Source organism: Paraburkholderia sp. BR10923 (genome assembly GCF_040948765.1).
Taxonomy (GTDB): domain Bacteria; phylum Pseudomonadota; class Gammaproteobacteria; order Burkholderiales; family Burkholderiaceae; genus Paraburkholderia; species Paraburkholderia youngii.
This window is the reverse complement of record NZ_JBFPKO010000026.1, coordinates 43,622-66,383: the sequence shown is the minus strand read 5'-3', so window position 1 is coordinate 66,383 and position 22,762 is coordinate 43,622. Positions and strand designations below refer to the sequence as shown.

The 22,762-nt window shown below is 64.2% G+C and carries 21 protein-coding genes; 7 read left to right on the top strand and 14 right to left on the bottom strand.

Annotation, left to right across the window (positions count from 1 at the left end):
* Positions 1–8: 8 nt before the first annotated feature.
* The 11 genes from AB3X94_RS33765 to AB3X94_RS33715 form a co-directional block, all read right to left on the bottom strand.
* On the bottom strand, positions 9–2,060 hold the full coding sequence (locus tag AB3X94_RS33765; protein WP_368613767.1) for an ArnT family glycosyltransferase: 2,052 nt from the start codon (positions 2,058–2,060) through the stop codon (positions 9–11).
* Between the two features lie 283 nt (positions 2,061–2,343).
* Entirely contained in the window at positions 2,344–3,090 is a 747-nt protein-coding gene (locus tag AB3X94_RS33760; RefSeq protein WP_368613766.1) for an SDR family oxidoreductase, read from the bottom strand.
* A gap of 70 nt (positions 3,091–3,160) precedes the next feature.
* On the bottom strand, positions 3,161–3,748 hold the full coding sequence (locus AB3X94_RS33755; RefSeq protein ID WP_176109141.1) for a TIGR00730 family Rossman fold protein: 588 nt from the start codon (positions 3,746–3,748) through the stop codon (positions 3,161–3,163).
* 2 nt (positions 3,749–3,750) lie between these two features.
* Positions 3,751–4,476: a TetR/AcrR family transcriptional regulator gene (locus AB3X94_RS33750; RefSeq protein ID WP_013088915.1), complete on the bottom strand. Its 726-nt coding sequence runs from the start codon at positions 4,474–4,476 to the stop codon at positions 3,751–3,753.
* Positions 4,477–4,758: 282 nt separating this feature from the next.
* A complete protein-coding gene (locus AB3X94_RS33745) occupies positions 4,759–5,442 on the bottom strand; it encodes a diacylglycerol kinase (protein WP_176109140.1) in 684 nt (227 codons plus the stop codon).
* 20 nt (positions 5,443–5,462) lie between these two features.
* Positions 5,463–6,494 carry a glycosyltransferase family 1 protein gene (locus AB3X94_RS33740; protein ID WP_176110622.1) on the bottom strand — a complete coding sequence of 344 codons (1,032 nt, stop codon included), beginning with the start codon at positions 6,492–6,494 and terminating at the stop codon, positions 5,463–5,465.
* A 48-nt stretch (positions 6,495–6,542) separates the two neighbouring features.
* Positions 6,543–7,484: a UDP-2,3-diacylglucosamine diphosphatase gene (locus AB3X94_RS33735; RefSeq protein ID WP_176109139.1), complete on the bottom strand. Its 942-nt coding sequence runs from the start codon at positions 7,482–7,484 to the stop codon at positions 6,543–6,545.
* A 728-nt stretch (positions 7,485–8,212) separates the two neighbouring features.
* Positions 8,213–8,737, bottom strand: a complete 525-nt coding sequence (locus AB3X94_RS33730; protein WP_176109138.1) for an RDD family protein — start codon at positions 8,735–8,737, stop codon at positions 8,213–8,215.
* Between the two features lie 21 nt (positions 8,738–8,758).
* Complete coding sequence (locus AB3X94_RS33725; RefSeq protein WP_176109137.1) at positions 8,759–9,532, bottom strand: DUF3106 domain-containing protein; 774 nt, start codon at positions 9,530–9,532, stop codon at positions 8,759–8,761.
* 16 nt (positions 9,533–9,548) lie between these two features.
* Positions 9,549–9,971, bottom strand: a complete 423-nt coding sequence (locus tag AB3X94_RS33720) for a DUF3619 family protein (RefSeq protein WP_176109136.1) — start codon at positions 9,969–9,971, stop codon at positions 9,549–9,551.
* Positions 9,968–10,528: an RNA polymerase sigma factor gene (locus AB3X94_RS33715; RefSeq protein WP_368613765.1), complete on the bottom strand. Its 561-nt coding sequence runs from the start codon at positions 10,526–10,528 to the stop codon at positions 9,968–9,970. The genes AB3X94_RS33720 and AB3X94_RS33715 overlap by 4 nt, the downstream gene beginning before the upstream one ends.
* 354 nt (positions 10,529–10,882) lie before the next feature.
* Between AB3X94_RS33715 and AB3X94_RS33710 the strand changes: the two genes are divergently transcribed.
* From AB3X94_RS33710 to AB3X94_RS33685, 6 genes are all read left to right on the top strand, one after another.
* Complete coding sequence (locus tag AB3X94_RS33710) at positions 10,883–12,646, top strand: acetolactate synthase 3 catalytic subunit (protein WP_176109135.1); 1,764 nt, start codon at positions 10,883–10,885, stop codon at positions 12,644–12,646.
* A 124-nt stretch (positions 12,647–12,770) separates the two neighbouring features.
* The gene (gene ilvN, locus AB3X94_RS33705) at positions 12,771–13,262 is read left to right on the top strand and encodes an acetolactate synthase small subunit (RefSeq protein WP_008920618.1); all 492 of its coding nucleotides are present in this window, start codon (positions 12,771–12,773) and stop codon (positions 13,260–13,262) included.
* Between the two features lie 105 nt (positions 13,263–13,367).
* The gene (ilvC, locus tag AB3X94_RS33700) at positions 13,368–14,384 is read left to right on the top strand and encodes a ketol-acid reductoisomerase (protein ID WP_008920617.1); all 1,017 of its coding nucleotides are present in this window, start codon (positions 13,368–13,370) and stop codon (positions 14,382–14,384) included.
* 133 nt (positions 14,385–14,517) lie between these two features.
* On the top strand, positions 14,518–15,156 hold the full coding sequence (locus tag AB3X94_RS33695) for a phosphatidylserine decarboxylase (protein WP_368613764.1): 639 nt from the start codon (positions 14,518–14,520) through the stop codon (positions 15,154–15,156).
* 24 nt (positions 15,157–15,180) lie between these two features.
* Entirely contained in the window at positions 15,181–16,050 is an 870-nt protein-coding gene (gene pssA, locus AB3X94_RS33690) for a CDP-diacylglycerol--serine O-phosphatidyltransferase (protein ID WP_176109134.1), read from the top strand.
* Positions 16,051–16,418: 368 nt separating this feature from the next.
* On the top strand, positions 16,419–17,966 hold the full coding sequence (locus AB3X94_RS33685) for a 2-isopropylmalate synthase (protein WP_368613763.1): 1,548 nt from the start codon (positions 16,419–16,421) through the stop codon (positions 17,964–17,966).
* Positions 17,967–18,092: 126 nt separating this feature from the next.
* Here AB3X94_RS33685 and AB3X94_RS33680 read toward each other — a convergent pair whose 3' ends face one another.
* The 3 genes from AB3X94_RS33680 to AB3X94_RS33670 all read right to left on the bottom strand — a co-directional run bounded on the left by AB3X94_RS33680 (position 18,093) and on the right by AB3X94_RS33670 (position 21,178).
* Entirely contained in the window at positions 18,093–19,655 is a 1,563-nt protein-coding gene (locus AB3X94_RS33680) for a SulP family inorganic anion transporter (protein WP_368613762.1), read from the bottom strand.
* A 107-nt stretch (positions 19,656–19,762) separates the two neighbouring features.
* Positions 19,763–20,398, bottom strand: coding sequence for a carbonic anhydrase (locus tag AB3X94_RS33675; RefSeq protein ID WP_368613761.1), 636 nt, complete (start codon positions 20,396–20,398; stop codon positions 19,763–19,765).
* Between the two features lie 228 nt (positions 20,399–20,626).
* Complete coding sequence (locus AB3X94_RS33670; RefSeq protein WP_176380822.1) at positions 20,627–21,178, bottom strand: hypothetical protein; 552 nt, start codon at positions 21,176–21,178, stop codon at positions 20,627–20,629.
* A gap of 187 nt (positions 21,179–21,365) precedes the next feature.
* Between AB3X94_RS33670 and AB3X94_RS33665 the strand changes: the two genes are divergently transcribed.
* Complete coding sequence (locus tag AB3X94_RS33665) at positions 21,366–22,673, top strand: branched-chain amino acid ABC transporter substrate-binding protein (RefSeq protein WP_368613780.1); 1,308 nt, start codon at positions 21,366–21,368, stop codon at positions 22,671–22,673.
* Positions 22,674–22,762 lie beyond the last annotated feature (89 nt).

Here is a 22,762-nt window from a genome sequence, read left to right as displayed (position 1 = left end):
GCGCGGCTTTACTCGTCGCCGTGTATCTTGCCCGCCACCGGCGTACGCACGAACACGCGCAATAGCTCATCCGAATCACCCGGCCGCGCGCCGGACCAGAACAGCCGCCATTCGCCGGCCGGCGGCCGCGCGTTGTCGCGGCGGCTTTCCTCGATCAGCCACGTGCAGGCGGTCGTGCGCGGATCTTCGCTCGGCTGATGCACGATGCCCGTGTAGTAGAAGAGCATCGGCGCTTCCGATTCGCCGAGTCCGGAGCTCGCCATGCAGTCGCCGTCGTTCCATTCGATATCCATCTTCGCGCCGAGGTCGCGGAACACCGAGCGGTAGCTTTTTGCGTAGTCGAGCCACGGCAGCAGCAGCGTGCTGAGGAGCCCCCAGACGAGCATCGCGCCCGCGCACCAGCTGAGCGCGCCGCGCCATTTGCCCGCGTACTTGAACGACGGCAGCAGCCACAGCCAGCCGATCGTCAGCACCAGCGCGGCGATGATCAGCGCGGGCGAAATCGGCAGCACCCAGTCGAGCGGTAGCCAGCGGCCGAGCAGATGCAGCGACGCATGGTTGCTCGCCGGGTTCGTCATGGTGGACCAGACCATCCACACGAGTGCGGCCGCGCTGCCGAACAGCACGCGGCTCGTCATATCCCAGCCGGTATGCAGGCGCGCCGGCAAGCGTTCGACGCCCTGCATCGCGACCAGCGCGAGCGGCGCGATGAACGGCAGGATGTAGAGCTCGCGGACCGTCGCCGAAGTTTGCAGCACCGCGAAACCGGTGCCCGCGAACAGCATCGGCAACGCCACGCGCGGATCGCGCCAGCGCCGCCATGCGCCACCGGCGAGCGCGGCCAGCGCGAGCGGCACGACCGGAAAACCGACGCTCAGCACGGTGCGCAGCACGAACAGGTGGCTCTCGTTTTCGGAGCCGAGCTCGGCGACCGAAAAACCGAAGAAGCGCCCGACGTTGTTATCCCACAGCCATACCTTGAAGAGCGCCTCGGAGCGCAGGTAGAAGCAGATCGGCCAGATCAGCGCGAATGGCGCGCAGACGAGCGCGGCGAGGCACAGCGCGCCCGCGAAGCCGCGGCTGCGGCATGCCGGATAGAGCAGCAGCGCCGCGCAGGTGGTGGCGCCGAACACGAGCGGCACGAACAGCCCCTTGGCAAGCAGCGACACGCCGACACCCGCGCCGAACATCGCCGCGCCGCTGAGGATCGCGTGACGCCGCGTGCGGGCATCGAGCGGTTTGATCTGCCGGGCGGCCTGAGCATGCATCGGGAAATACGAGGCCGCGCCCGGGTCGTCACGCAGATGCACGAGCACGAGTTCGAACAATCCGCAAAAGCCGAGCGCGGCGCCGGCCATTAGTGCGACGTCGGTCATCATGTCGTGCACGTGCTTGACGACGACGAGCGTGCCGCCGAACAGCGCGAGCGTGCCGATCACGCGCAGGTCGAACCAGCTCGGCGCAGCGACCGCGCGACGTGCGACCCGCGCGGTGTAGTACACCGTGAGGCCCGCGAACAGCGCGCTCGCGAGCCGTGCCGCATCGTGCAGCGGCAGATAGCGGCCGAACATCCACGCGAAGCCGGTGGCGACCCAGTCGTAGATGGGCGGCTTTTCGACGAAGGGCTGGCCGGCATTGGTCGGCACGACCAAATCGCCGGTATCGAGCATGTGCTGGACGATGCCGAATGTGTAGGTTTCGTCCTGCTTCCATGGCTCGTGGCCGAGAATGCCGGGGACGAGCCACGCGCAGAGGATCGCCAGCGCGACGAACCACAGCAGCGGGCGGATCGCCGCGAGCGCGCGCCAACGCTGCAGGCCGCGCGTGGCGCGGTCGGCGGAAACCGCTGAGCCCGATGCGTGCGCGGTGTCGACGCTGTGGTTCGCGAGCGCCGAATCTGCGGTGTCTCTAATGGCGGGCTGGACCTGCGCGCCGGCAAACGGGTGCGCGGTGCTGGCGGTAAGCGCGGCCTCTTGCGCACGGCCAGCTGGAGCGGCCGAGGTCGCGGCCGTCGCGCTGGCATTGTGCGCGCGCCAGCGCGTGGACTGCTTGTCTTGCATGGATGTCTCTGGTCAGCGTACGCGTCGGCGTTGGCCTCGTACCTATGTTTTGCTTACGTCGCCTGCAAATGCATTCGATCCGGTCGATTGTATCGCTGCATTATTACGGAAGATTACAGTCGCGGGGAGGCGCTCGCATTCGATGAGCGGCTGTGTCGGTTTCACGACAAATCGACGGGAATACGTGGAACGAGAGGAGGTGTGGAGCGCGGAACAAGGCGCGGCCGTAGCGGACCGCGCTCTGCGTTCAAGGCTTGCGTGTCCACTTGCACGCGACGTTCGCTCACCGGCCGCCGGCAACGTCGAACAGCGCGCCCGTCACGTACGACGACGCATCGCTGAGCAGCCATACGATGGCCTCGGCGACTTCGTCGGCGCGGCCGGGGCGGCCGAGCGGCGTGGTCGCGCCCAGTTGTGCGGCGCGTTCCGGCTTGCCGCCGCTCGCGTGGATCTCGGTGTCGATCAGACCCGGACGCACCGCGTTCACGCGCACGCCCTGCGGGCCGAGTTCTTTTGCGAGGCCGATGGTCATCGTGTCGATGGCGCCTTTCGATCCCGCGTAGTCGACGTATTCGTTCGGCGAACCCAGCCGCGCCGCCGCCGACGAAACATTGACGATCGCGCCGCCTGAGCCGCCGCGCTGGGTCGACATACGCCGCGCCGCTTCGCGTGCGCACAGATAGGCGCCGAGCACGTTGACGTCGAACACGCGTTTCAGACGCGCGAAGTCCATATCGGCGAGCTGGCTCGACGGCGCGACGATGCCGGCGTTGTTGACGAGCGCATCGATGCGGCCGAAGGTTTGCTGCAGCGTATCGAACATGCCGGTCACGTCGGCTTCGTTCGCGACATCGCCGGCGATTGGCAGCGCGCGGCCGCCCGCGTGTTCGACTTCGGCGACCGTCTGCTGCGCGGCGGCGAGGTCACGCACGTAGTTCACGCCGACACACCAGCCGCGCGCGCCGAGCAGACGCGCGGTGGCGCGGCCAATGCCGCGGCTGCCGCCGGTGATGAGAACAGCTTTCGTCATCGCAACCTCGTCGTTGGGGTGATGCGTGCGCGGCGGTCCGCCCTCGCGTTCGAGTTTGGCGGAACGGGATTCAGATCGCGTCGCTTTGCACTGCCGCCCATTTGTCGCGTGCGGGCGGCGCGTAACGTTGCAGCTTGCCAATCAACGCGAGCGGATCGGCGTCGATTTGCAGCATGTCGAGATAGGTCTTGCGCAGGAAGCCTTCGTCGACCGTGTGCTGAAGCACGCGGACCAGCGGCTCGTAGAAGCCGCCGGTGTTCAGCAGCGCGACCGGCTTGCCGTGATAGCCGAGCTGCGCCCACGTGAAGACCTCGAACAGCTCCTCGAGCGTGCCCGCGCCGCCCGGCATCGCGACGAACGCATCGGATAGTTCGGCCATCATCTTCTTGCGATGATGCATGTCGGGCACCACGTGCAGCTCAGTCAGGCCGTTATGACCCACCTCCTTGCTGACGAGCAGTTCGGGAATCACGCCGATCGCGCGGCCGCCTTCGGCCATCACGGTGTCGGCGATCACGCCCATGAGTCCCACCTTGCCGCCCCCAAACACGAGCGCGAGATCGGCCTCGACGAGGGCGCGGCCGAACGCGCGCGCCGCCTGCGCATACAACGGTTTGGCTCCCATAGAAGAGCCGCAATAGACACACACCGACTTCATGCTCAACTTTCCTTCGATTCGTTGCGAGGCGCGGCGCCTTCACGCGGCGGCAAGTAGTCGTAGAACTCGCGCTTGGGCAGTGTGCCGGATACGAGGTCGTCGAACAGCTGCCGCGAGCGGCCGCGCAGATAGGGCGCCATCAGCGAGACGATCTGCACGCTGACCTGATGCAGCTCCTCGCGGATCGCTTCCTGCTCGTTGTATTTGCGCGGATTCATCACGAACTGATATGACAGCCAGTACGTGCCGATCACGCCGACGTTGGTCGCGATCACTTGCATTTCCTGCGGCGTCGCGACCATTTCGCCGTCGGCGACGAGTTGCTCGCAGAACTGGCTCGCGAAGCGCACCTTGTGGCTGATGATCTGCTTGAAATGCGTCTCGAGCGTGCGGTTACGCGCGAGGAGGTCGTTCAGGTCGCGGTACAGGAAGCGGTAGCGCCAAGTGAAATCGACCATGTACTGCAGATACGACCACATTTCGTCGATGGTCGCACGATGGTCGTCGGGGAAACGCAGACGCTTCTCGATCTCCTGCTCGAACTGGCTGAAGATGCTGTTGATGATGTCGTCTTTGTTGCGGAAGTGGTAGTACAGGTTGCCTGGGCTGATTTCCATTTCCTCGGCGATCGTCGTCGTCGTGACGTTCGGCTCGCCGATTTCGTTGAACAGCTTCAACGACAGTTCGAGAATCCGTTCGCGCGTGCGGCGGGGAGGTTTGGCTTCCATGTCGTCCGGCCCTGGTTATGCCGGGCTGGGGCGCATGGCGGCGTGCCGCTGCTGCGTGTTCCACCCGGATGCGGTTGGTATATTGAGCTCTCCCGAACCCGCCGACACGCGGCAGGCCCCCCGAAAGGGCAGGATGAGGCGAGGCGCGGATACGTTTGCGCGAGCGCTTTCCTGTGAGACCGTTAAACGATTATAAACCGAGCGTTCTAATACCCAACCGCCTGCGCGGATATTCAACCTGTTGGACATGGCCCAAGCGTGCGCTTCAACCCGCGTGGAGACTCAAAGCCACGCGCGAACCCAGCCGACCACCAGCGGCCCGACGATCACCCCCCACGTCATCACACACATGCCGAGCGCGACCATCACGGCCGCGCTGCCGAGATCCTTCGCGCGGCGGGAGAGCTCGTGACGTTCGAGCGAGATCCGGTCGATCGCCGCTTCGACGCTCGAATTGAGCAGCTCGACGATCAGCACGAGCAGCACCGAGCCAAGCAGCAGCACGCGCGACACGGGATCGACGGGCACCACGAGGCCGCACGGAATCAGGATCGCGGCCAGCGTGAGTTCCTGACGAAACGCGCTTTCCTCGCGAATCGCGACGCGAAAACCGGCCAGCGAGTTTTTCATCGCGTGCCATGCGCGCGTGAGGCCGCGGTTGCCTTTGTAGGGGTTGAAGGGCAGCGGGGCGAGCGGGTCGTCGGGGCTGAGGGGTTCGTTAGGGGCGTCGTGGCTCGAGTCGCGGGTTGTGTCGTGGCTGGCGTCGCGTTGCACGCCGCCCGAGACGCTCGGGCCGCCGTTCCTGGACCTCTCGCCGTTCACCCGATGCACGGTATCCGCATGCCCGCTCACACCCGGCTCGCGGACATCGTCGAACGGTTCGATGCTCGTGGTGTCGGGGCTGGACTCGACGGCGCGCAGCGCGCCGTTCGACGCGCCTTCGGCGCTGGATCGACTGCTTCGCATGGATAGCTCCGCGCGCCGCATCACGCAGCGGCGCTTTCCTCACGATACGCCGTGCCGCGCAGTGGCTTCAAATGCGCGGCGAATTGTGCGGACGCCGCTGCCCACGAAAAGCGCTCGGCCCATGCGCGCGCATGCGATCGCTCGATCTTCAGCGCCTCGAGACAGGCCTCGCGCAGATCCTCGTGCATCGCACCGGCGCCGCCGTCGCCGAGCACGTCGATCGGGCCGGTGACCGGATATGCGGCCACCGGCGTGCCGCATGCGAGCGCTTCGAGCAGCACGAGCCCGAACGTGTCGGTGCGGCTCGGAAACACGAAGACGTCGGCGGCCGCGTAGACCTTCGCGAGTTCGGCCTGCGACAGCACGCCCAGATAGTTGACCTGCGGGTAGCGCGACTTCAGTTCGGCGAGCGCCGGACCTTCGCCCGCGACCCACTTCGAGCCGGGCAGATCGAGCTGCAAGAAAGCCTCGACGTTCTTCTCGACCGCCACGCGTCCCACATACAGGAAGATCGGCCGCGCGGTGTTGAGCACCTTCGAGTCCATCGGCCGGAAGATCTCGAGATCGACGCCGCGCGTCCACAGCACGACATTGGTGAAGCCGAACTTTTCGAGGTCCTGCTTGACGACGGGCGTGGGCGCCATCACCGCGAGCGATGGCTCGTGGAACCAGTGCAGAAACTTGTAGGTCGCCGCGAGCGGGATGCGAAAGCGCGCCTGCACGTACTCGGGAAAGCGCGTGTGATACGCGGTCGTAAACGGCAGCTTGTGCTCGATCGCATATGCGCGCGCGGCCATGCCGAGCGGACCTTCGGTCGCAATGTGCAACGCATCGGGCGCGAAACGGTCGATGCGCTCGCGCAGCCGGCGGCGCGGCAGCAGCGACAGGCGTATCTCCGGATAAGTCGGGCACGGGATGGTGCGGAATTCGAGCGGTGTCAGCAGATCGACCTGATGGCCGAGCGCGGTGAGTTCGCGCCGGGTGTTCTTCAGCGTGCGCACGACGCCGTTGACCTGCGGCTCCCATGCGTCGGTGACGATCATGATCTTCATCGCGTTGTTCATCGCTGCGGGCCCTGTGGAATTGGAGAGTGGAACTGCTCAGGCAGTGGCGCGGGCTTTTTGCGTGCCCTTCTGGGGCGCGCGCAGCGCGGTCCAGAAGACCACCTTGAGTTCGCCTTCATAGGTCTCGACGAGCGCCGACAGACTCTCGACCCAATCGCCATCGTTGCAATAGAGCACACCGTCGATCTCGCGCATTTCGGCCTTGTGGATGTGCCCACAGACGACGCCGTCACAGCCGCGGCGACGCGCTTCGTCGGTCATCACGGTTTCGAACGACGAGATGAAGTTGACCGCGTTCTTGACCTGATGCTTCAGGTATTGCGACAGCGACCAGTACGGGAAGCCGAGCTTGCTGCGAATCCGGTTGAACCAGCGGTTCAGCACGAGGATCATCGTGTACAGCGTGTCGCCGAGATAGGCGAGCCATTTCGCATGCTGGATCACGCCGTCGAACAAATCGCCGTGCACGATCCACAGCCGCTTGCCGGCGAGCGTCGTGTGGAACGCTTCGCCGCGCACGTGGATGTCGCCGAACGCGAGGTCGCAGAACTGGCGCGCGGCTTCGTCGTGATTGCCGGGCACGTAGATGACCTGGGTGCCTTTGCGCGCTTTGCGCAGCACTTTCTGCACGACGTCGTTGTGGGCCTGCGGCCAGTACCAGCCTTTCTTCAACTGCCAGCCGTCGATGATGTCGCCGACCAGGTACAGGTACTCCGATTCGTTGTGGCGCAGGAAGTCGAGCAGATAACCGGCCTGGCAGCCGCTCGAGCCGAGATGGATATCCGAGAGCCAGATCGTGCGATAGCGATGCGGATCGTCGTGGCCGTCATCGGGATGATCGGCGTGGGCGTCGAGTGATGGCGTCGCCGGCAGCGGCAGGCCGTGATGAGTAGAACCCGGGGCGGGCCGGAACGCGACGGGGTCGACGCTCGGACCGGTTTGACGAAACAGGGAAGTCGCGGACGTATTGGGGTCCATGGCTCACGCGTCGAGTGGCGGTGCCCGTATTGGGCCAGGCGCGAGTGACTCTGCCGTGACAGTCACGAGAAGTTCTTATTACGGTGGGGTCCTGGCGGGGCCTGTTTTTTCGTTGTTCTGGCCTTTTTGGCCTTTCCTTGCTGACTTATTGGTCTATTAGCGTTGCCCCTGTGCGGGGCGGCACCTACTTTCTTTGCTGCTGCAAAGAAAGTAGGCAAAGAAGACAGCTCAAACCGCCAGCTCATAAGCGGGTCCCCTGGCTTGGCAGGGGTAGTGGTGCATCTGGAATCCGTGCCCCCGCAGATTCGACGGCAGTGACAAAGCCGTCATTCATCCCACTCCGCACTGCGTGCGTCGCGGACGGGTCAGCCGGGGAAACCGGCGGGTTGCCTCGGCGAGGCGCCGAAACAACGAGGGGTTTTGGAGCGGGGATTCGGCGCGCGCAGCGCCGCCGGAAGAATGACTGCCGTGTCACGAACGCGGAATGTGCGGTAGCACGGATTCCAGATGCACCACTACCTCACGCGGACCGAGGGACCCGCTTAAGAGTTAGCGGTATGAGCTGTCTTCTTTGCCTACTTTCTTTGCAGCAGCAAAGAAAGTAGGTGCCGCCCCGCACAGGGGCAACGCTAATAGACCGACAAGTCAGCAAGGAAAGGCCAACACCGCAAGAACAAAGACAAAAAGCCCTAACCCCGCCAAAGGCGGCAACGCATTCAGCACGCGCGCTAGCGCACAACCTGGACCACCCGCGTCCCCGCGAGCCGATCATGCAAAAACTGCCGCTGCGGATCGAACCGCCCACTCGCGGACCAGACCACGAACCAGACGCCCGCAAAAACAAGCGTCTGCGGCACCCGCAAGCCAAGAAGCGGATGCACGGCCAGCGGCGGCAAAAACCACAACCAGGCGAGCACATACCGCGCAATCGCCCGTCCAACGGAAACCGGCCCGCCATCAGCGCCAACAACCCGTAACCGCCAGGTTTTCATCGGCAGCGTCTGGCCACCATGCGTCCAGAACCAGACGAAATACACGCCAACCACGAAGCCAATCCAGCAGGCGAGCAGGTTGTGATGCGCGAGCCCGTTACGCTGCTGCGTCAGCGTGCTGAACAGATAGCCGGCGAGAAACACCACGCCGAACAGAATGACCGCCTCGTAGAGCAGCGCCGCCAGCCGTCGCCGGACGGTGGGCGCCGTGCCGCCGAGCGCGGCGGCGGGCAGGCTGGGAGTGACGAGCGACTGGGACACGTAATGGGCTCGGGATCGGGATCAGGAGCCGTGGAAGATCGCCGGCGCCTCGGCCGGCGACACCGGCACCGGCGTCGCCGGCACGAAGCTGCCCGGCGCCGGAATCGCGGGGGTGGCCGGCAGCGAGGCCGCGGCCGGTGCCGAGGCGCCCGGTGCGGCGCTCGCCGCCGCGGCAGCGCTGGCGCCCGCGCCGTGCTCGCGCGCGTTCAAGAACCGGTCGATGCCCTTGATCTCATTGCGAGCCGACGGCGGCGCGCTGACGACGCTGGGGCGACGCTTGCGCTCACTGGCGGCGAGCCGCTCCTTCGTTTCTTCGGGCAGTTGTTGGTACGCCTTCCACGCGTTCTGGCGCGCTTCGCGCGGCAATTCCTTCGAAACCTGGTAGTTCTCTCGCGCGACGCGGCGCTGATCGGGCGTCATGCGCACCCATTCGCTCATGCGCTCATGCAGACGCTTTTGCGCATCCGGCGACATCTTTGCGTATCGCGACGCGATCTTGATCCACTTTCGCTTGCGTTCGTCGCTGTACGAATCCCACTGCGATGCGAATGGTGCGAGAGCGATATGCTCATCGGCGCTTAGACGCGACCACGCGAGCGGGCTGTTGCTGCCGGGCAGGCTAGGCAAGTCGACGGAAAGTGCGGGGGCGGGCGCGGGCGCGGCGACGTTGACGCCGGGCGACGGATGGCCCGCCGGGGACGGGCTCGGATGAAAGCGCGGATAGGTCGCGACGAACGACACCAGTGCCGCGATCGTGCATCCGAAAACAACGGCCAGGCCGCGCTTGTAACTCACCCGAGGAATCTCCCGCTCAGTGGGCGCGTGAAAGATACGCGTTGAAGCCGTGGTCGAGATAGGCATTGAGCGGCAGGTCGTCGCTAAGCATGGCGGCATCGATATCGGCGAGTTCGGCGGTGCGCTGCTGGTCTTCCCAGTACGCGATGCCGATCAGGCTCACCACCAGCGCGGCGAGCGGCCACGCGAGCGCGAAGCGGCGCAGCGACCAGCGGCGGCGCGGCTCGAAGCCTCTCTGCGGCAACCCGGCCGGCATGCCGGCGAACGCAGGCACGAACACCGGCGCGCTGACGGCTTCGGGCTTCTTGCGCGCCAACGCGGCGCGACGCGCGGCGGCGAGCCGGTCGACGGTGGCGGGAGGGAGGCTGGCGGTGTTTTCGTCGAGCGCGCGGCGCAGTCGACGCGCAAACTCGAGTTCTGTGTTTTCGAGGGAGCTCATAGCGTGATTCCTTTCGCCTTGAGCGCTTGCGCCAGCGTGTGGGTGGCCCGGGAGCAGTGCGTTTTCACACTGCCTTCGGAGCAGCCCATTGCGGCGGCAGTCTCGGCGACATCCATATCCTCCCAATAACGCATGAGAAACGCCTCCCGTTGACGTGCCGGTAATTTCTGGATCTCGTCGTCGATCAACTGCAGGACCTGCTCGCGCTCGAGCTTCTGCTCGTTGCTCTCGGCGCCAGCCGAACCCGCCTCGGCCTCGAAGGTTTCCAGCGGGTCGAATTCGTCGTCGGCGTTGCCGAGCGACGAGAACAGACTAACCCAGGTATTGCGTACTTTGGCACGACGGAAGTAGTCGTGTGTCGCATTCTGCAGAATACGCTGAAACAGGAGGGGCAGTTCGGCGGCCGGGCGGTCGCCGTATTTCTCGGCGAGCTTGATCATCGCGTCCTGCACGATGTCGAGGGACGCATCGTCGTCCCGCACGGCGTAGACCGTCTGCTTGAACGCGCGCCTTTCGACGCCCGCCAGAAAATCGGCGAGTTCCTTGTCTGATGCCATCCGTGTGGGGTCGGCGCAGCAAGCGTGCGCGTAATCGGTCGAAAAATGTCGTAAAACTCGCGGATGCTAACAAATTTTTGCTCAGATTGGGGTGAAACTGCTGAACCTTGCAATTGCATGACAATCACATTCCGTCCGATCGCGTGCTCCTGCGGGTGTCCTAATGGCAATATTTTCTTGACCGCGAGCGCGCCAACAGCTATCGTCGCTGGTTCGCAACATAAGTGAGTTGTCTCAATTGAGGTGTGGCCCAAGAAGCCCGCCTGTCAACTGGACGCGCCGCTTGAACCCGAGCCACAAGCCCGGCAGAGAGCACCCGATCAATTTTTTGCCGAAAATTCGAAAGGTGAATCAATGAATATGCCCAGCGCGGAATTCTCCACGTCGGATACGACCCCCCCTCACGAAGCAGACTCTATCGGCGCCACCGTGCTCATGAAGGCACTGGCCGACGAAGACGTCGAATTCATCTGGGGCTATCCCGGCGGCTCGGTACTCTACATTTACGACGAGCTGTACAAGCAGGACAAGTTCCAGCACGTGCTGGTGCGCCACGAGCAGGCCGCCGTGCATGCTGCCGACGCCTATGCCCGCTCCACCGGCAAGGTCGGCGTTTGTCTCGTGACCTCCGGCCCCGGTGTCACCAATGCCGTGACCGGCATCGCCACCGCCTATATGGATTCGATCCCGATGGTCGTGATCAGCGGCCAGGTGCCGACTGCCGCGATCGGTCAGGACGCATTCCAGGAATGCGACACGGTCGGCATCACGCGTCCCTGCGTGAAGCACAACTTCCTCGTGAAGGACGTGCGCGATCTCGCCGCCACCGTCAAGAAAGCTTTCTACATCGCCCGTACCGGCCGTCCCGGCCCTGTGCTGATCGACATTCCGAAGGACGTGTCGAAGGCGGCGTGCCAATACGAGCCGATCAAGAGCGTGTCGCTGCGCTCATACAACCCGGTCACGAAGGGCCACTCCGGTCAGATCCGCAAGGCGGTGTCGCTGCTGCTGTCGGCGAAGCGCCCCTATATCTATACCGGCGGCGGCATCGTGCTCGCGGACGCGTCGCGTGAGCTGAACCAGTTTGCCGATCTGCTTGGCTATCCGGTCACCAATACGCTGATGGGCCTTGGCGGCTACCGCTCGAGCGACAAGAAATTCCTCGGCATGCTCGGCATGCACGGTACGTACGAAGCCAACATGGCGATGCAGCACTGCGACGTGCTGATCGCCATCGGCGCGCGTTTCGACGACCGCGTGATCGGCGATCCGAATCACTTCGCGTCGCGGCCGCGCAAGATCATCCATATCGACATCGATCCTTCTTCCATTTCCAAGCGCGTCAAGGTCGACATTCCGATCGTCGGCGACGTGAAGGAAGTGCTGAAGGAACTGATCGAGCAGTTGCAGACGGCCGAGCATGGCCCCGACACCGCGGCGCTCGCCGAGTGGTGGAAGGACATCGAAGGCTGGCGCGCGAAAGACTGCCTGAAGTTCGACCGCAAGAGCGACATCATCAAGCCGCAGTACGTGGTCGAAAAGGCGTGGGAGCTGACCGACGGCAACGCGTTCGTGTGCTCCGACGTCGGCCAGCACCAGATGTGGGCCGCGCAGTTCTACAAGTTCAACAAGCCGCGTCGCTGGATCAACTCCGGTGGCCTCGGCACGATGGGCTTCGGCTTGCCTGCCGCGATGGGCGTGAAGATGGCCCATCCGGACGACGACGTGCTGTGCATCACGGGCGAAGGCTCGATCCAGATGTGCATCCAGGAGCTGTCGACCTGCAAGCAGTACGACCTGCCGATCAAGATTATTTCGCTGAACAACCGCTATCTGGGCATGGTGCGCCAGTGGCAGCAGATCGAATACAGCAAGCGCTATTCGCATTCGTACATGGATGCGCTGCCGGACTTCGTGAAGCTCGCCGAAGCGTACGGTCACGTGGGCATGCGCATCGAGCGCACGGCCGATGTGGAACCGGCGCTGAAGGAAGCGCTGCGCCTGAAGGATCGCACGGTGTTTCTCGACTTCCAGACCGATCCGACCGAAAACGTCTGGCCGATGGTTCAGGCCGGCAAGGGCATCACCGAGATGCTCATGGGTTCGGAAGATCTTTAACGACGGGGCGCACGGGTAACTCCAGCGCCGGCTTCGTGATGCGCGCCTTCACAAAAGGCGAAAGCAGACGAAGCGGCGCCGCTCCGCTCGCAGACATCGACACTACATCTGGAAGAAGCGAAACATGAGACACATCATTTCCGTCCTGCTGGAAAACGAACCGGGCGCATTGTCGCGCGTGGTGGGTCTGTTCTCGGCACGCGGCTACAACATTGAAACCTTGACGGTGGCTCCGACCGAAGATCGTTCGCTGTCGCGCATGACCATCGTCTCCGTTGGCTCGGACGACGTGATCGAACAGATCACGAAGCATCTGAACCGCCTGATCGAGGTGGTGAAAGTGGTCGACCTTACCGAGGGCGCCCACATCGAACGCGAGCTGATGCTGATCAAGGTGAGGGCGGTCGGCAAGGAACGTGAGGAGATGAAGCGGATGTCGGACATTTTCCGCGGCCGCATCATCGACGTCACCGAAAAGACCTACACGATCGAACTGACGGGGGCGAGCGACAAGCTCGACGCCTTCATCGAGGGGCTCGACTCCACGGCGATTCTCGAAACGGTCCGCACGGGCAGCTCGGGCATCGGTCGCGGCGAGCGCATTCTGAAGGTCTGACGTCACGATCGAACGGCCGGGCAACGCGGCATCGCCCAACCGGCAATAACAACATTCGCAGTACCTGAATTTTTCTGAATCATCGAATCTAGCCAAGGAACCGACATGAAAGTTTTCTACGACAAGGACGCCGATCTCTCCCTCATCAAAGGCAAGCAGGTCACCATCATCGGCTATGGCTCGCAAGGCCATGCGCACGCGCTGAACCTGAAGGAAAGCGGCGTGAACATCACGGTCGGTCTGCGCAAGGGCGGCGCATCGTGGAGCAAGGCTGAAAACGCTGGCCTGCAAGTCAAGGAAGTCGCGGAAGCGGTGAAGGGCGCGGACGTCGTGATGATGCTGCTGCCGGACGAGCAGATCGCCGACGTATACGCGAAGGAAGTTCACGCGAACATCAAGCAGGGCGCAGCGCTCGCTTTCGCGCACGGCTTCAACGTTCACTACGGCCAGGTGATCCCGCGCGCCGACCTCGACGTGATCATGATCGCCCCGAAGGCACCGGGCCACACGGTTCGCGGCACCTACTCGCAAGGTGGCGGCGTGCCGCACCTGATCGCGGTTGCCCAGGACAAGTCGGGCGCAGCGCGCGACATCGCGCTGTCGTACGCAGCGGCTAACGGCGGCGGCCGTGCGGGCATCATCGAAACGAACTTCCGCGAAGAAACCGAAACCGACCTGTTCGGCGAGCAGGCTGTGCTGTGCGGCGGTACCGTCGACCTGATCAAGGCTGGCTTCGAAACGCTGGTCGAAGCGGGCTACGCGCCGGAAATGGCGTACTTCGAGTGCCTGCACGAACTGAAGCTGATCGTCGACCTGATCTACGAAGGCGGCATCGCGAACATGAACTACTCGATCTCGAACAACGCCGAGTACGGCGAGTACGTGACGGGTCCGCGCATCGTGACCGCTGAAACGAAGAAGGCGATGAAGGCCGTGCTGACCGACATCCAGACCGGCGAATACGCGAAGAGCTTCATCATCGAAAACAAGGCTGGCGCACCGACGCTGCAATCGCGTCGCCGTCTGACGGCCGAGCACCAGATCGAGCAGGTTGGCTCGAAGCTGCGCGCAATGATGCCGTGGATCGCGAAGAACAAGCTCGTCGACCAGTCGAAGAACTAAGCGTCTCGACGTCACGAGGTCCGGCGCGGCGCCTTCAGCGCGGCGGCCGGACCAGTCAAAAAGCCGTCCAAGGGTGCTGAACCCTGGGCGGCTTTTGCTATCCTACGGTTTTACAAAAACACAGAAGCCATCCATGAATTACCCTCATCCGATCATCGCGCGAGAAGGCTGGCCGTTCATCGCCATCGCGGCCGTCGTTGCATTACTGGTTCACGCCTTCGCGGGGTTCGGCTTTGCGTGGCTCTTCTGGCTGATCCTGATCTTCATCGTGCAGTTCTTCCGCGATCCGGCGCGTCCGATTCCGACCCAGGCCAACGCGGTGCTGTGTCCCGCCGACGGTCGCATCGTCGCGGTGGAAACCGCGCATGACCCTTATGCGAATCGCGAAGCGCTGAAGATCAGCGTGTTCATGAACGTGTTCAACGTGCACTCGCAGCGCTCGCCGGTCGACGGCGCGATCTCGAAGGTCGAATACTTTCCCGGCGCGTATCTGAACGCCGCGGTCGATAAAGCCTCGCTCGAAAACGAACGCAACGCGGTCGTGATCGAGACGGCCGGCGGCCAGACGGTCACGTCGGTGCAGATCGCCGGGTTGATCGCACGGCGCATTCTTTGCTACGTCCGTGCCGGCGAGCCGCTGACCCGTGGCCAGCGCTACGGATTCATCCGCTTCGGTTCGCGCGTCGACGTGTATCTGCCGGTGGGCAGCCGCCCGCGCGTATCGATCGGCGAGAAGGTGTCGGCGTCGTCCACGATCCTCGCCGAGCTGTAAAGCGGCATACAGGAGGTTGTCCGAATGGCCGCATTCAAACCGCGTCGACCTCGCAGCAGCGGACCGCTGCCGCGTCCGTTTCGTCGCAACAAGCCGGTGGTCACGGAGTCGCCGGCCGTCGACAGCCGGCGCGCGCAGCGTCAGCAATTCCTCAGAAAGCGCGGCATCTACCTGCTGCCGAACGCGTTCACCACGGCCGCGCTGTTCTGCGGTTTCTTCGCCGTCGTGCAGGCGATGAACGTGCGCTTCGAGATCGCGGCGATCGCGATCTTCGTCGCTATGGTGCTCGATGGCATGGACGGCCGCGTCGCGCGCATGACGCATACGCAAAGCGCGTTCGGCGAGCAGTTCGACAGCCTGTCGGACATGGTGTCGTTCGGGGTTGCGCCCGCGCTCGTGATGTACGAGTGGATACTGAAAGACCTCGGCCGGTGGGGCTGGCTCGCGGCGTTCGTCTATTGCTCCGGCGCGGCGCTGCGGCTCGCGCGTTTCAATACGAACATCGGCGTGGTCGACAAGCGTTTTTTCCAGGGCATGCCGAGCCCGGCCGCGGCGGCGCTGATCGCCGGTTTCGTGTGGCTCGCCACCGACAACCGCGTGCCGCTGAAGCTCGTTTGGCTGCCGTGGGTCGCGTTCGTGCTGACCATCTATGCGGGCGTGACGATGGTGTCGAACGCACCGTTCTACAGCGGCAAGGCGCTCGACGTGCGGCATCGCGTGCCGTTCGGCGTGATCCTGCTGGTGGTGGTCGCGTTCGTGCTGGTGTCGTCCGACCCACCGCTGATGCTGTTCGGTCTGTTCGTGCTGTACGGTCTGTCCGGCTACGTGTTCTGGGCGTATCAGGCGATGCGCGGCCGGGCCAATCCGGCGCGTTCGATGTCGCACGACCGGTGACGATTCGAACTTCGCTGCATCGCAGCGACATACCAAAAACGGCAGCCCACGTGCTGCCGTTTTTCGTTGGCTGATGCTGTTACGAGCCCGCTTCGGAGCGCGCCGCAGGCCGCCCAGGCGTGCATTGCGTGGTGGCTGGAATGCCGCTATAGTCGTCGGATCAGTGCGTTGGCGTGGCCGATTTTGCCGGGTCGGCGAGACCGTTCGCTGCGCCGCGCCATCATGCTTGGTTCTCGTCCTTATGCGTTTTTGCGTTCCGTCCGCGCCGGCCGCGATCATCGCGATCGCCCTACCTTGCCAGCGGTGGCGCCCATCGTCCTATTCCAAAACCAAGTCCCACATCTGAACGACTCCCGAGGAGGCCCGACATGTCCGACAAACTGATCATTTTCGACACCACGCTGCGTGACGGCGAGCAATCGCCCGGCGCGTCGATGACGAAGGAAGAGAAGATCCGCATCGCCAAGCAACTCGAACGGATGAAAGTCGACGTGATCGAAGCGGGTTTCGCGGCCAGCTCGAACGGCGACTTCGACGCGATCCATACGATCGCCGGTCTGGTGAAAGACAGCACGATCTGCTCGCTTGCGCGCGCGAACGACAAGGACATTCAGAAGGCCGCCGACGCACTGAAACCGGCCGATCATTTCCGCATCCACACGTTCATCGCGACGTCGCCGCTTCACATGGAAAAGAAGCTGCGCATGACGCCCGAGCAGGTCTTCGAGCAAGCCAGGCTCGCGGTGCGTTTCGCGCGCAAGTTCACGGACGACGTCGAATTCTCGCCGGAAGACGGCAGCCGCTCGGATATGGACTTCCTGTGCCGTGTGCTGGAAGCGGTGATCGCCGAAGGCGCGACCACGATCAACATCGCGGACACGGTCGGCTACGGCGTGCCGGAGCTCTATGGCCAGCTCGTGAAGACGCTGCGCGAGCGCATTCCGAACTCGCACAAGGCGGTGTTCTCCGTGCATTGCCACAACGACCTCGGCATGGCGGTCGCGAATTCGCTCGCCGGCGTGCAGATCGGCGGCGCGCGCCAGGTCGAATGCACGATCAACGGTCTCGGCGAGCGCGCGGGCAATACGTCGCTCGAAGAAATCGTGATGGCGGTGAAGACCCGCAAGGATTACTTCGGACTCGAAGTCGGTCTCGATACGACTCAAATCGTGCCGGCCTCGAAGCTGGTGTCGCAGATCACTGGTTTCGTCGTGCAGCCGAACAAGGCCGTGGTCGGCGCGAACGCATTCGCGCACGCGTCGGGCATCCATCAGGACGGCGTGCTGAAGGCGCGCGACACCTACGAAATCATGCGTGCGGAAGACGTGGGTTGGACCGCGAACAAGATCGTGCTCGGCAAGCTGTCGGGCCGCAATGCGTTCAAGCAGCGTCTGCGGGAGCTCGGCATCGCGCTCGACAGTGAAGCCGAACTGAATACCGCGTTCGCGCGTTTCAAGGAACTTGCGGATCGCAAGGCGGAGATTTTCGACGAAGACATCATCGCGATCGTCAACGAGGAATCGGCCGAAGCGCACGAGAAGGAACACTACAAATTCCTGTCGATGTCGCAGCATTCGGAAACCGGCGAGCAGCCGCACGCGAAGGTCGTGTTCTCGGTAGAGGGCAAAGAGATCACCGGCGAAGCACGCGGCAACGGCCCGGTCGACGCCACGCTCAACGCGATCGAAACGGAAGTGGGCAGCGGCTCCGAGCTGCTGCTGTACTCGGTCAACGCGATCACGACCGGCACTCAGGCACAAGGCGAAGTGACCGTGCGGTTGTCGAAGAGCGGGCGCATCGTCAACGGCACCGGCACCGATCCGGATATCGTCGCGGCGTCCGCGAAGGCGTATTTCTCGGCGCTCAACAAACTCTATTCGAATGCGGACAAGTTGAATCCGCAGCGCTCGGAGTAACGCGAACATGGCGCGCCGGTAGCGCGCAATCTCGACGGTGAATCGAAGGAGAAGCCCCGCGATGCCTGGCACGCGGGGCTTTTTTTCGCGGTCATCGCGCGGGCGCGATGACCCGATACGCGGGGATTACTCCGCTGTCGTGCGCCGCAGCGACCAGCCGCTCGTTGCGCGCGCCTGCTCGCGGACCTGATATCTGAGGTCGACGGTGATTCCGCGGCGGGGCGCATCCGCGACGAACGCATCCAGCAGTTCGCGCACGTCGTGATCGACGAAATCGGCGCGTGTCGCGTCGACGATGACCGTGGCGCCATCCGGAATCTGCTGCAGATAGTGCTTGAGCGGCACCTTGCCGAGAAACGATACGTCCTTGCGAAACGACAGCAGGTAATGATCGCCATGCTGCGCGAGCACGATCGGGCCGCGCAGGTTTGCGTACAGCGCGAACAGCATGCTGCACAGTATGCCGAGCACGATACCGATCAGCAGATCGGTGACGAGCACGCCGGCGACCGTGACGATAAACGGTGCGAACGGCGCGAATCCCTGTCGCGCGAGCCCGGCGAACAACGACGGCTTGGCGAGTTTGAACCCGGTGAAGATCAGGATCGCGGCAAGGCAGGCGAGCGGGATCAGGTTGATCACGCTGGTGAGCGCGAACACGCTGACGAGAAGCAACACGCCATGAACGATCGCTGAGAGCCGGCTTTTTGCGCCGGCATGCACGTTCGCGGAGCTACGCACGATCACCGCGGTGATCGGCAGGCCACCGATCGCACCCGCGATCAGATTGCCCACGCCCTGCGCCTTCAGTTCGCGATCGGGCGGTGCGCGGCGGCGTTCCGGATCGATCTGTTCGACCGCTTCGAGGCTCAGTAGCGTTTCGAGACTTGCGAGGATGGCGATCGTGATCGCAACGCGCCATATGTCTGGATTGATGAGCTGGGCGAACCGTGGTCCGAAGTCGGCCGACGTGAGCACGGCTTGCAGTGCCGCGAACGATTCGAGCGACGGCAACGCGACCCGCCGTTCGGCGGCCGGTGCCAGCGATGGCGCGACGAGATCGAGAGCGAGCGTCGCGCCGATGCCGAGCAGCACCACCGCGAGCGGCGCCGGCATGATGCGCACGACAGCGAAGCGGCGCAGCGCGCGGGTTTCCCAGCCGGCGAGGATCGCTAGCGACAGCAGCGTGATCAGCACGGCGGTCAGCGAGATTGGGCCGAGCGGCGTTGCGAGCGCCGCCGCCGAGTGGGCGGAATGAGCGGTGCCGGATAGCCCCAGCGCTACGGGAAACTGCTTGAGGATCAACAGCACGCCGATGGCCGCGAGCATCCCCTTGATCACCGGCGACGGCACGTAGGCGGCGAACCGGCCAGCCCTGAGCATGCCGAAGCCGAACTGGATGACGCCCGACAGCAGCACAGCCAGCAGGAAAGCGGAAAAGCCGCCAAGCCGCGCGATGCCGTCGACGACGATCACGACGAGGCCCGCGGCCGGGCCGCTCACACTCAGGCGCGAGCCGCTCAACGCGGCAACCACGAGCCCGCCAATGATGCCCGACACCAGTCCGGCAAATGGGTCGACGCCCGATGCGTGAGCAATGCCGAGGCAAAGCGGCAGCGCCACCAGAAAAACGGCCGTTCCGGCGAGCACGTCGCGCTGGAGCGCGGAGAAGGGGGTTTGAGTATCCATGGAGTCCAGAAGCGAGAGGTGGGGCGGCGGGCGACGAACAGGGGGCTCGATGAGGATTCCGCTGTCGGCTCCGTCCGCGGTTCGAATCGCGGGTGCGACGCGCTTCGCTAGGCCGCGCTGTGCGCGGCGGTCGGGCATGTCATCGCGTCGTCGGCGCTGTAGCCGGAGGTGAGAACCTTGATGCGCCCGTCGTCGAGCGCAAAGATCCAGCCGTGCACGAGCGGCGCCGGATCACTCTCGTGCACGATCGGGCTCGCCCGTAGCTGCCGCACCTGTTCAAGCACGTTCAACTCGGCGAGGCGGTTGACGCGATCCGATTCGGTCGCCGCGCCGTCCAGTTCCGGGTGATGCGTTTGCGCGAGCGCGCAGAGCGGCGCGATACGCCGGTTTACATGGGGCAGCGCGGGGTCCGGGGGCAGCAGCGCGGCGCGCACGCCGCCGCAGCCATAGTGTCCGCAGACGATCACGTGGCCGACTTTGAGCACTCTCACCGCGTATTCGAGGACGCTCGCGACGTTGTCGTCGCCGGGATCAAACAGGTTGGCGATGTTGCGATGGACGAACAGATCGCCGGGCTCGCAATGCGTGATCGTTTCGGCGGGCACTCGGCTGTCCGCACAGCCTATCCACAGAATGTGTGGATTCTGTCCGCGCATGAGGTCGCGAAAGAATGCCGGATTGCGCGTCGCGGTTTCATGGGCCCACGCGACGTTGGCGACCAGCAGGTGTTTGGGGCGGTTCATCGTAGCAGCTCCGTAACAGAGGCAATTGACCTGGCACCGGACCGGAACCGCAGTTGCGCGGTCGATCGTCAGCCGGTGCACGAACGGTGTTTACAATAACCTTTCTTTTGCGAAGTTGTTGACGTGAACAGGATAAAATTCGTCTTTATGCTTAGAGAATAAAAAAGCTGCCTACGGAAGGCAGCTTTATCGAGATAGCGTTCTTCGTTCGAAGATCGCGCTCAGCATTCAGAACAGGCTGCGGCGGTCGGGCTCGTGCAGCGGGTCGGGGGTCTTCTGCGTGAGGCGCAAGATGCCCTGGTCATCGAAGTAGAAGCTGTACAGCATGTACCAGACGTTGTCCTCGAGATAGCGATAGGTCCAGACTTCGCGCCTCATCATCGGGAAGTACGACGTTTCGACCGGACGGCCGAAGTTCACCAGTACGTCGCTGCGCGTCCATTTGCCGATCTCGGCGCGGTAGAACTCGTTGGGTTGCAACACCTGGCGCATGTTGACGATCTTGCCGGCCGCGTCGATGTCGGCGGCGGTGGTGGTTTCGCCCATCGGTTGGGTCGGCCACATCAGGCGCTTGCCGCCGTCGGGCAGGTCGTAGGTTTCGCGCGGCGGTCCGAGCCGCGCGATCACCGTCGATGCATCCGCTCCCTGTTGATACTGCTGCCACGGCTGGGCGCAGCCGGCGAGCGCGAGCACGCTCAGGCAAACGAACGCGGCGCGCCGCAGACTCGCGCCGGCCGGGGTTGTGATAGAGGCCGCCGTGCGGTGATGGCGGTTCGACATGTATTCCTCCGATGGCGTTTGAATAGCGGTTCTTATCATCGAGACCCACCATTTTGACACGCGCCGTGGCGGAAGAATGGCGCCGCCCGAACGTGGGTCGCCTCCAAAGGAGAACGGATGCGCCGGCTTGCCTATTCCGTGCGCGTGGTTCTATGATCCGCGCTTCGAAGATTCAGGCAGGACGACCATGACGGCGGTGTGGCAACGGGCGGCGGCGATTGCGCTGACGGCGATCTCAATTTCGGCGGTGGCCGTTGGCGTGGCTCAGGCGACGAGTTCGGGGGTGAATCCGACCGGCAAACCCTCGGGCACCCCGATCCGGCTCGCGCTGATCGAAGGCATGTCCGGCCCGTTCGCGAACGCGGGCGCGGCGGTCGAGCGCAATCTGCGCTTCGGCGTCGAGCAGGTCAACGCGCGCGGCGGCGTGAAGCTCGCGGACGGCGCGCATCCGTTCGAACTCGTCGTGCTCGACAGCAAGGGCAGCGCGGAGGAAGCGCTGACGCAAATGCGCGCAGCCGCGGATCGCCATATCGGCTACATCCTGCAGGGCAATAGCTCGGCGGTCGCCGCGGCGCTCATCGGCGCGATCGACAAGCAGAACAGCCGCGAGCCGGACAACCGGGAACTGTTCCTGAACTACTCGGCCGACGACCCCGCGCTCACCAACGCGAGCTGCAGCTTCTGGCACTTCCGCTTCGACGCGCACGCGGGCATGCGGATGGCCGCGCTCGCCGAGGTGATTGAGCGCGACAAGACGGTGAAAAAGGTCTACCTGCTGAACCAGGACTACAGCTTCGGCCACGACGTGAGCAGCCTCGCGCGCTCGACGCTCGCGGCGAAGCGCCCCGACATCGCGGTGGTCGGCGACGAATTTCACCCAATCGGTCGAGTGAAGGACTTTGCGCCGTACATCGCGAAGATCCGCGCGAGCGGCGCGGACGCCGTGATCACCGGCAACTGGGGCAACGACCTGACGTTGCTCGTGAAGGCGGCGCGCGAGCAGGGCCTCGACATGAAGTTCTACACGTTTTATGGCAACAGCCTCGGGGCGCCGGCCGCCCTCGGCGACGCGGGCGTGGGTCACGTGATCGCCGTGGCCGAGTGGCATCCGAACGTCGGCGGCGCGCCCTCCGATGCATGGTACGCGGCGTTCCGCGCGCGCTATCCGGCCGCGCAGGACGACTATCCGGTGCTGCGTATGCCACTGCTGCTCGACACACTCGCCGCCGCGATGAACCGCGCCGGCAGCGCCGATCCGACGGCGGTCGCGAAAGCGCTCGAGGCAATCCGCTTCGACAACGGTTTTCACGCATCCTGGATGCGCGCCGACGACCATCAGCTGATCCAGCCCCTTTACGTGATGCAGATGGACAAAGCCGGCACACCCGGCGTGCATTTCGATAACGAAGGTTCCGGCTACGGCTTTCGCACGGTGCTGGCGCTATCAGCCGAGCGCACGGTATTGCCGACGGTCTGTCGGATGCGGCGCCCCTGAGCGACGCGCGATTCGCCTTGCTAGTGCGGGCTTCGCGGCAGAAGTCGGCTGTGCTACAATACGCGTCCCGTTGTTCGGCTGGGTTCTCA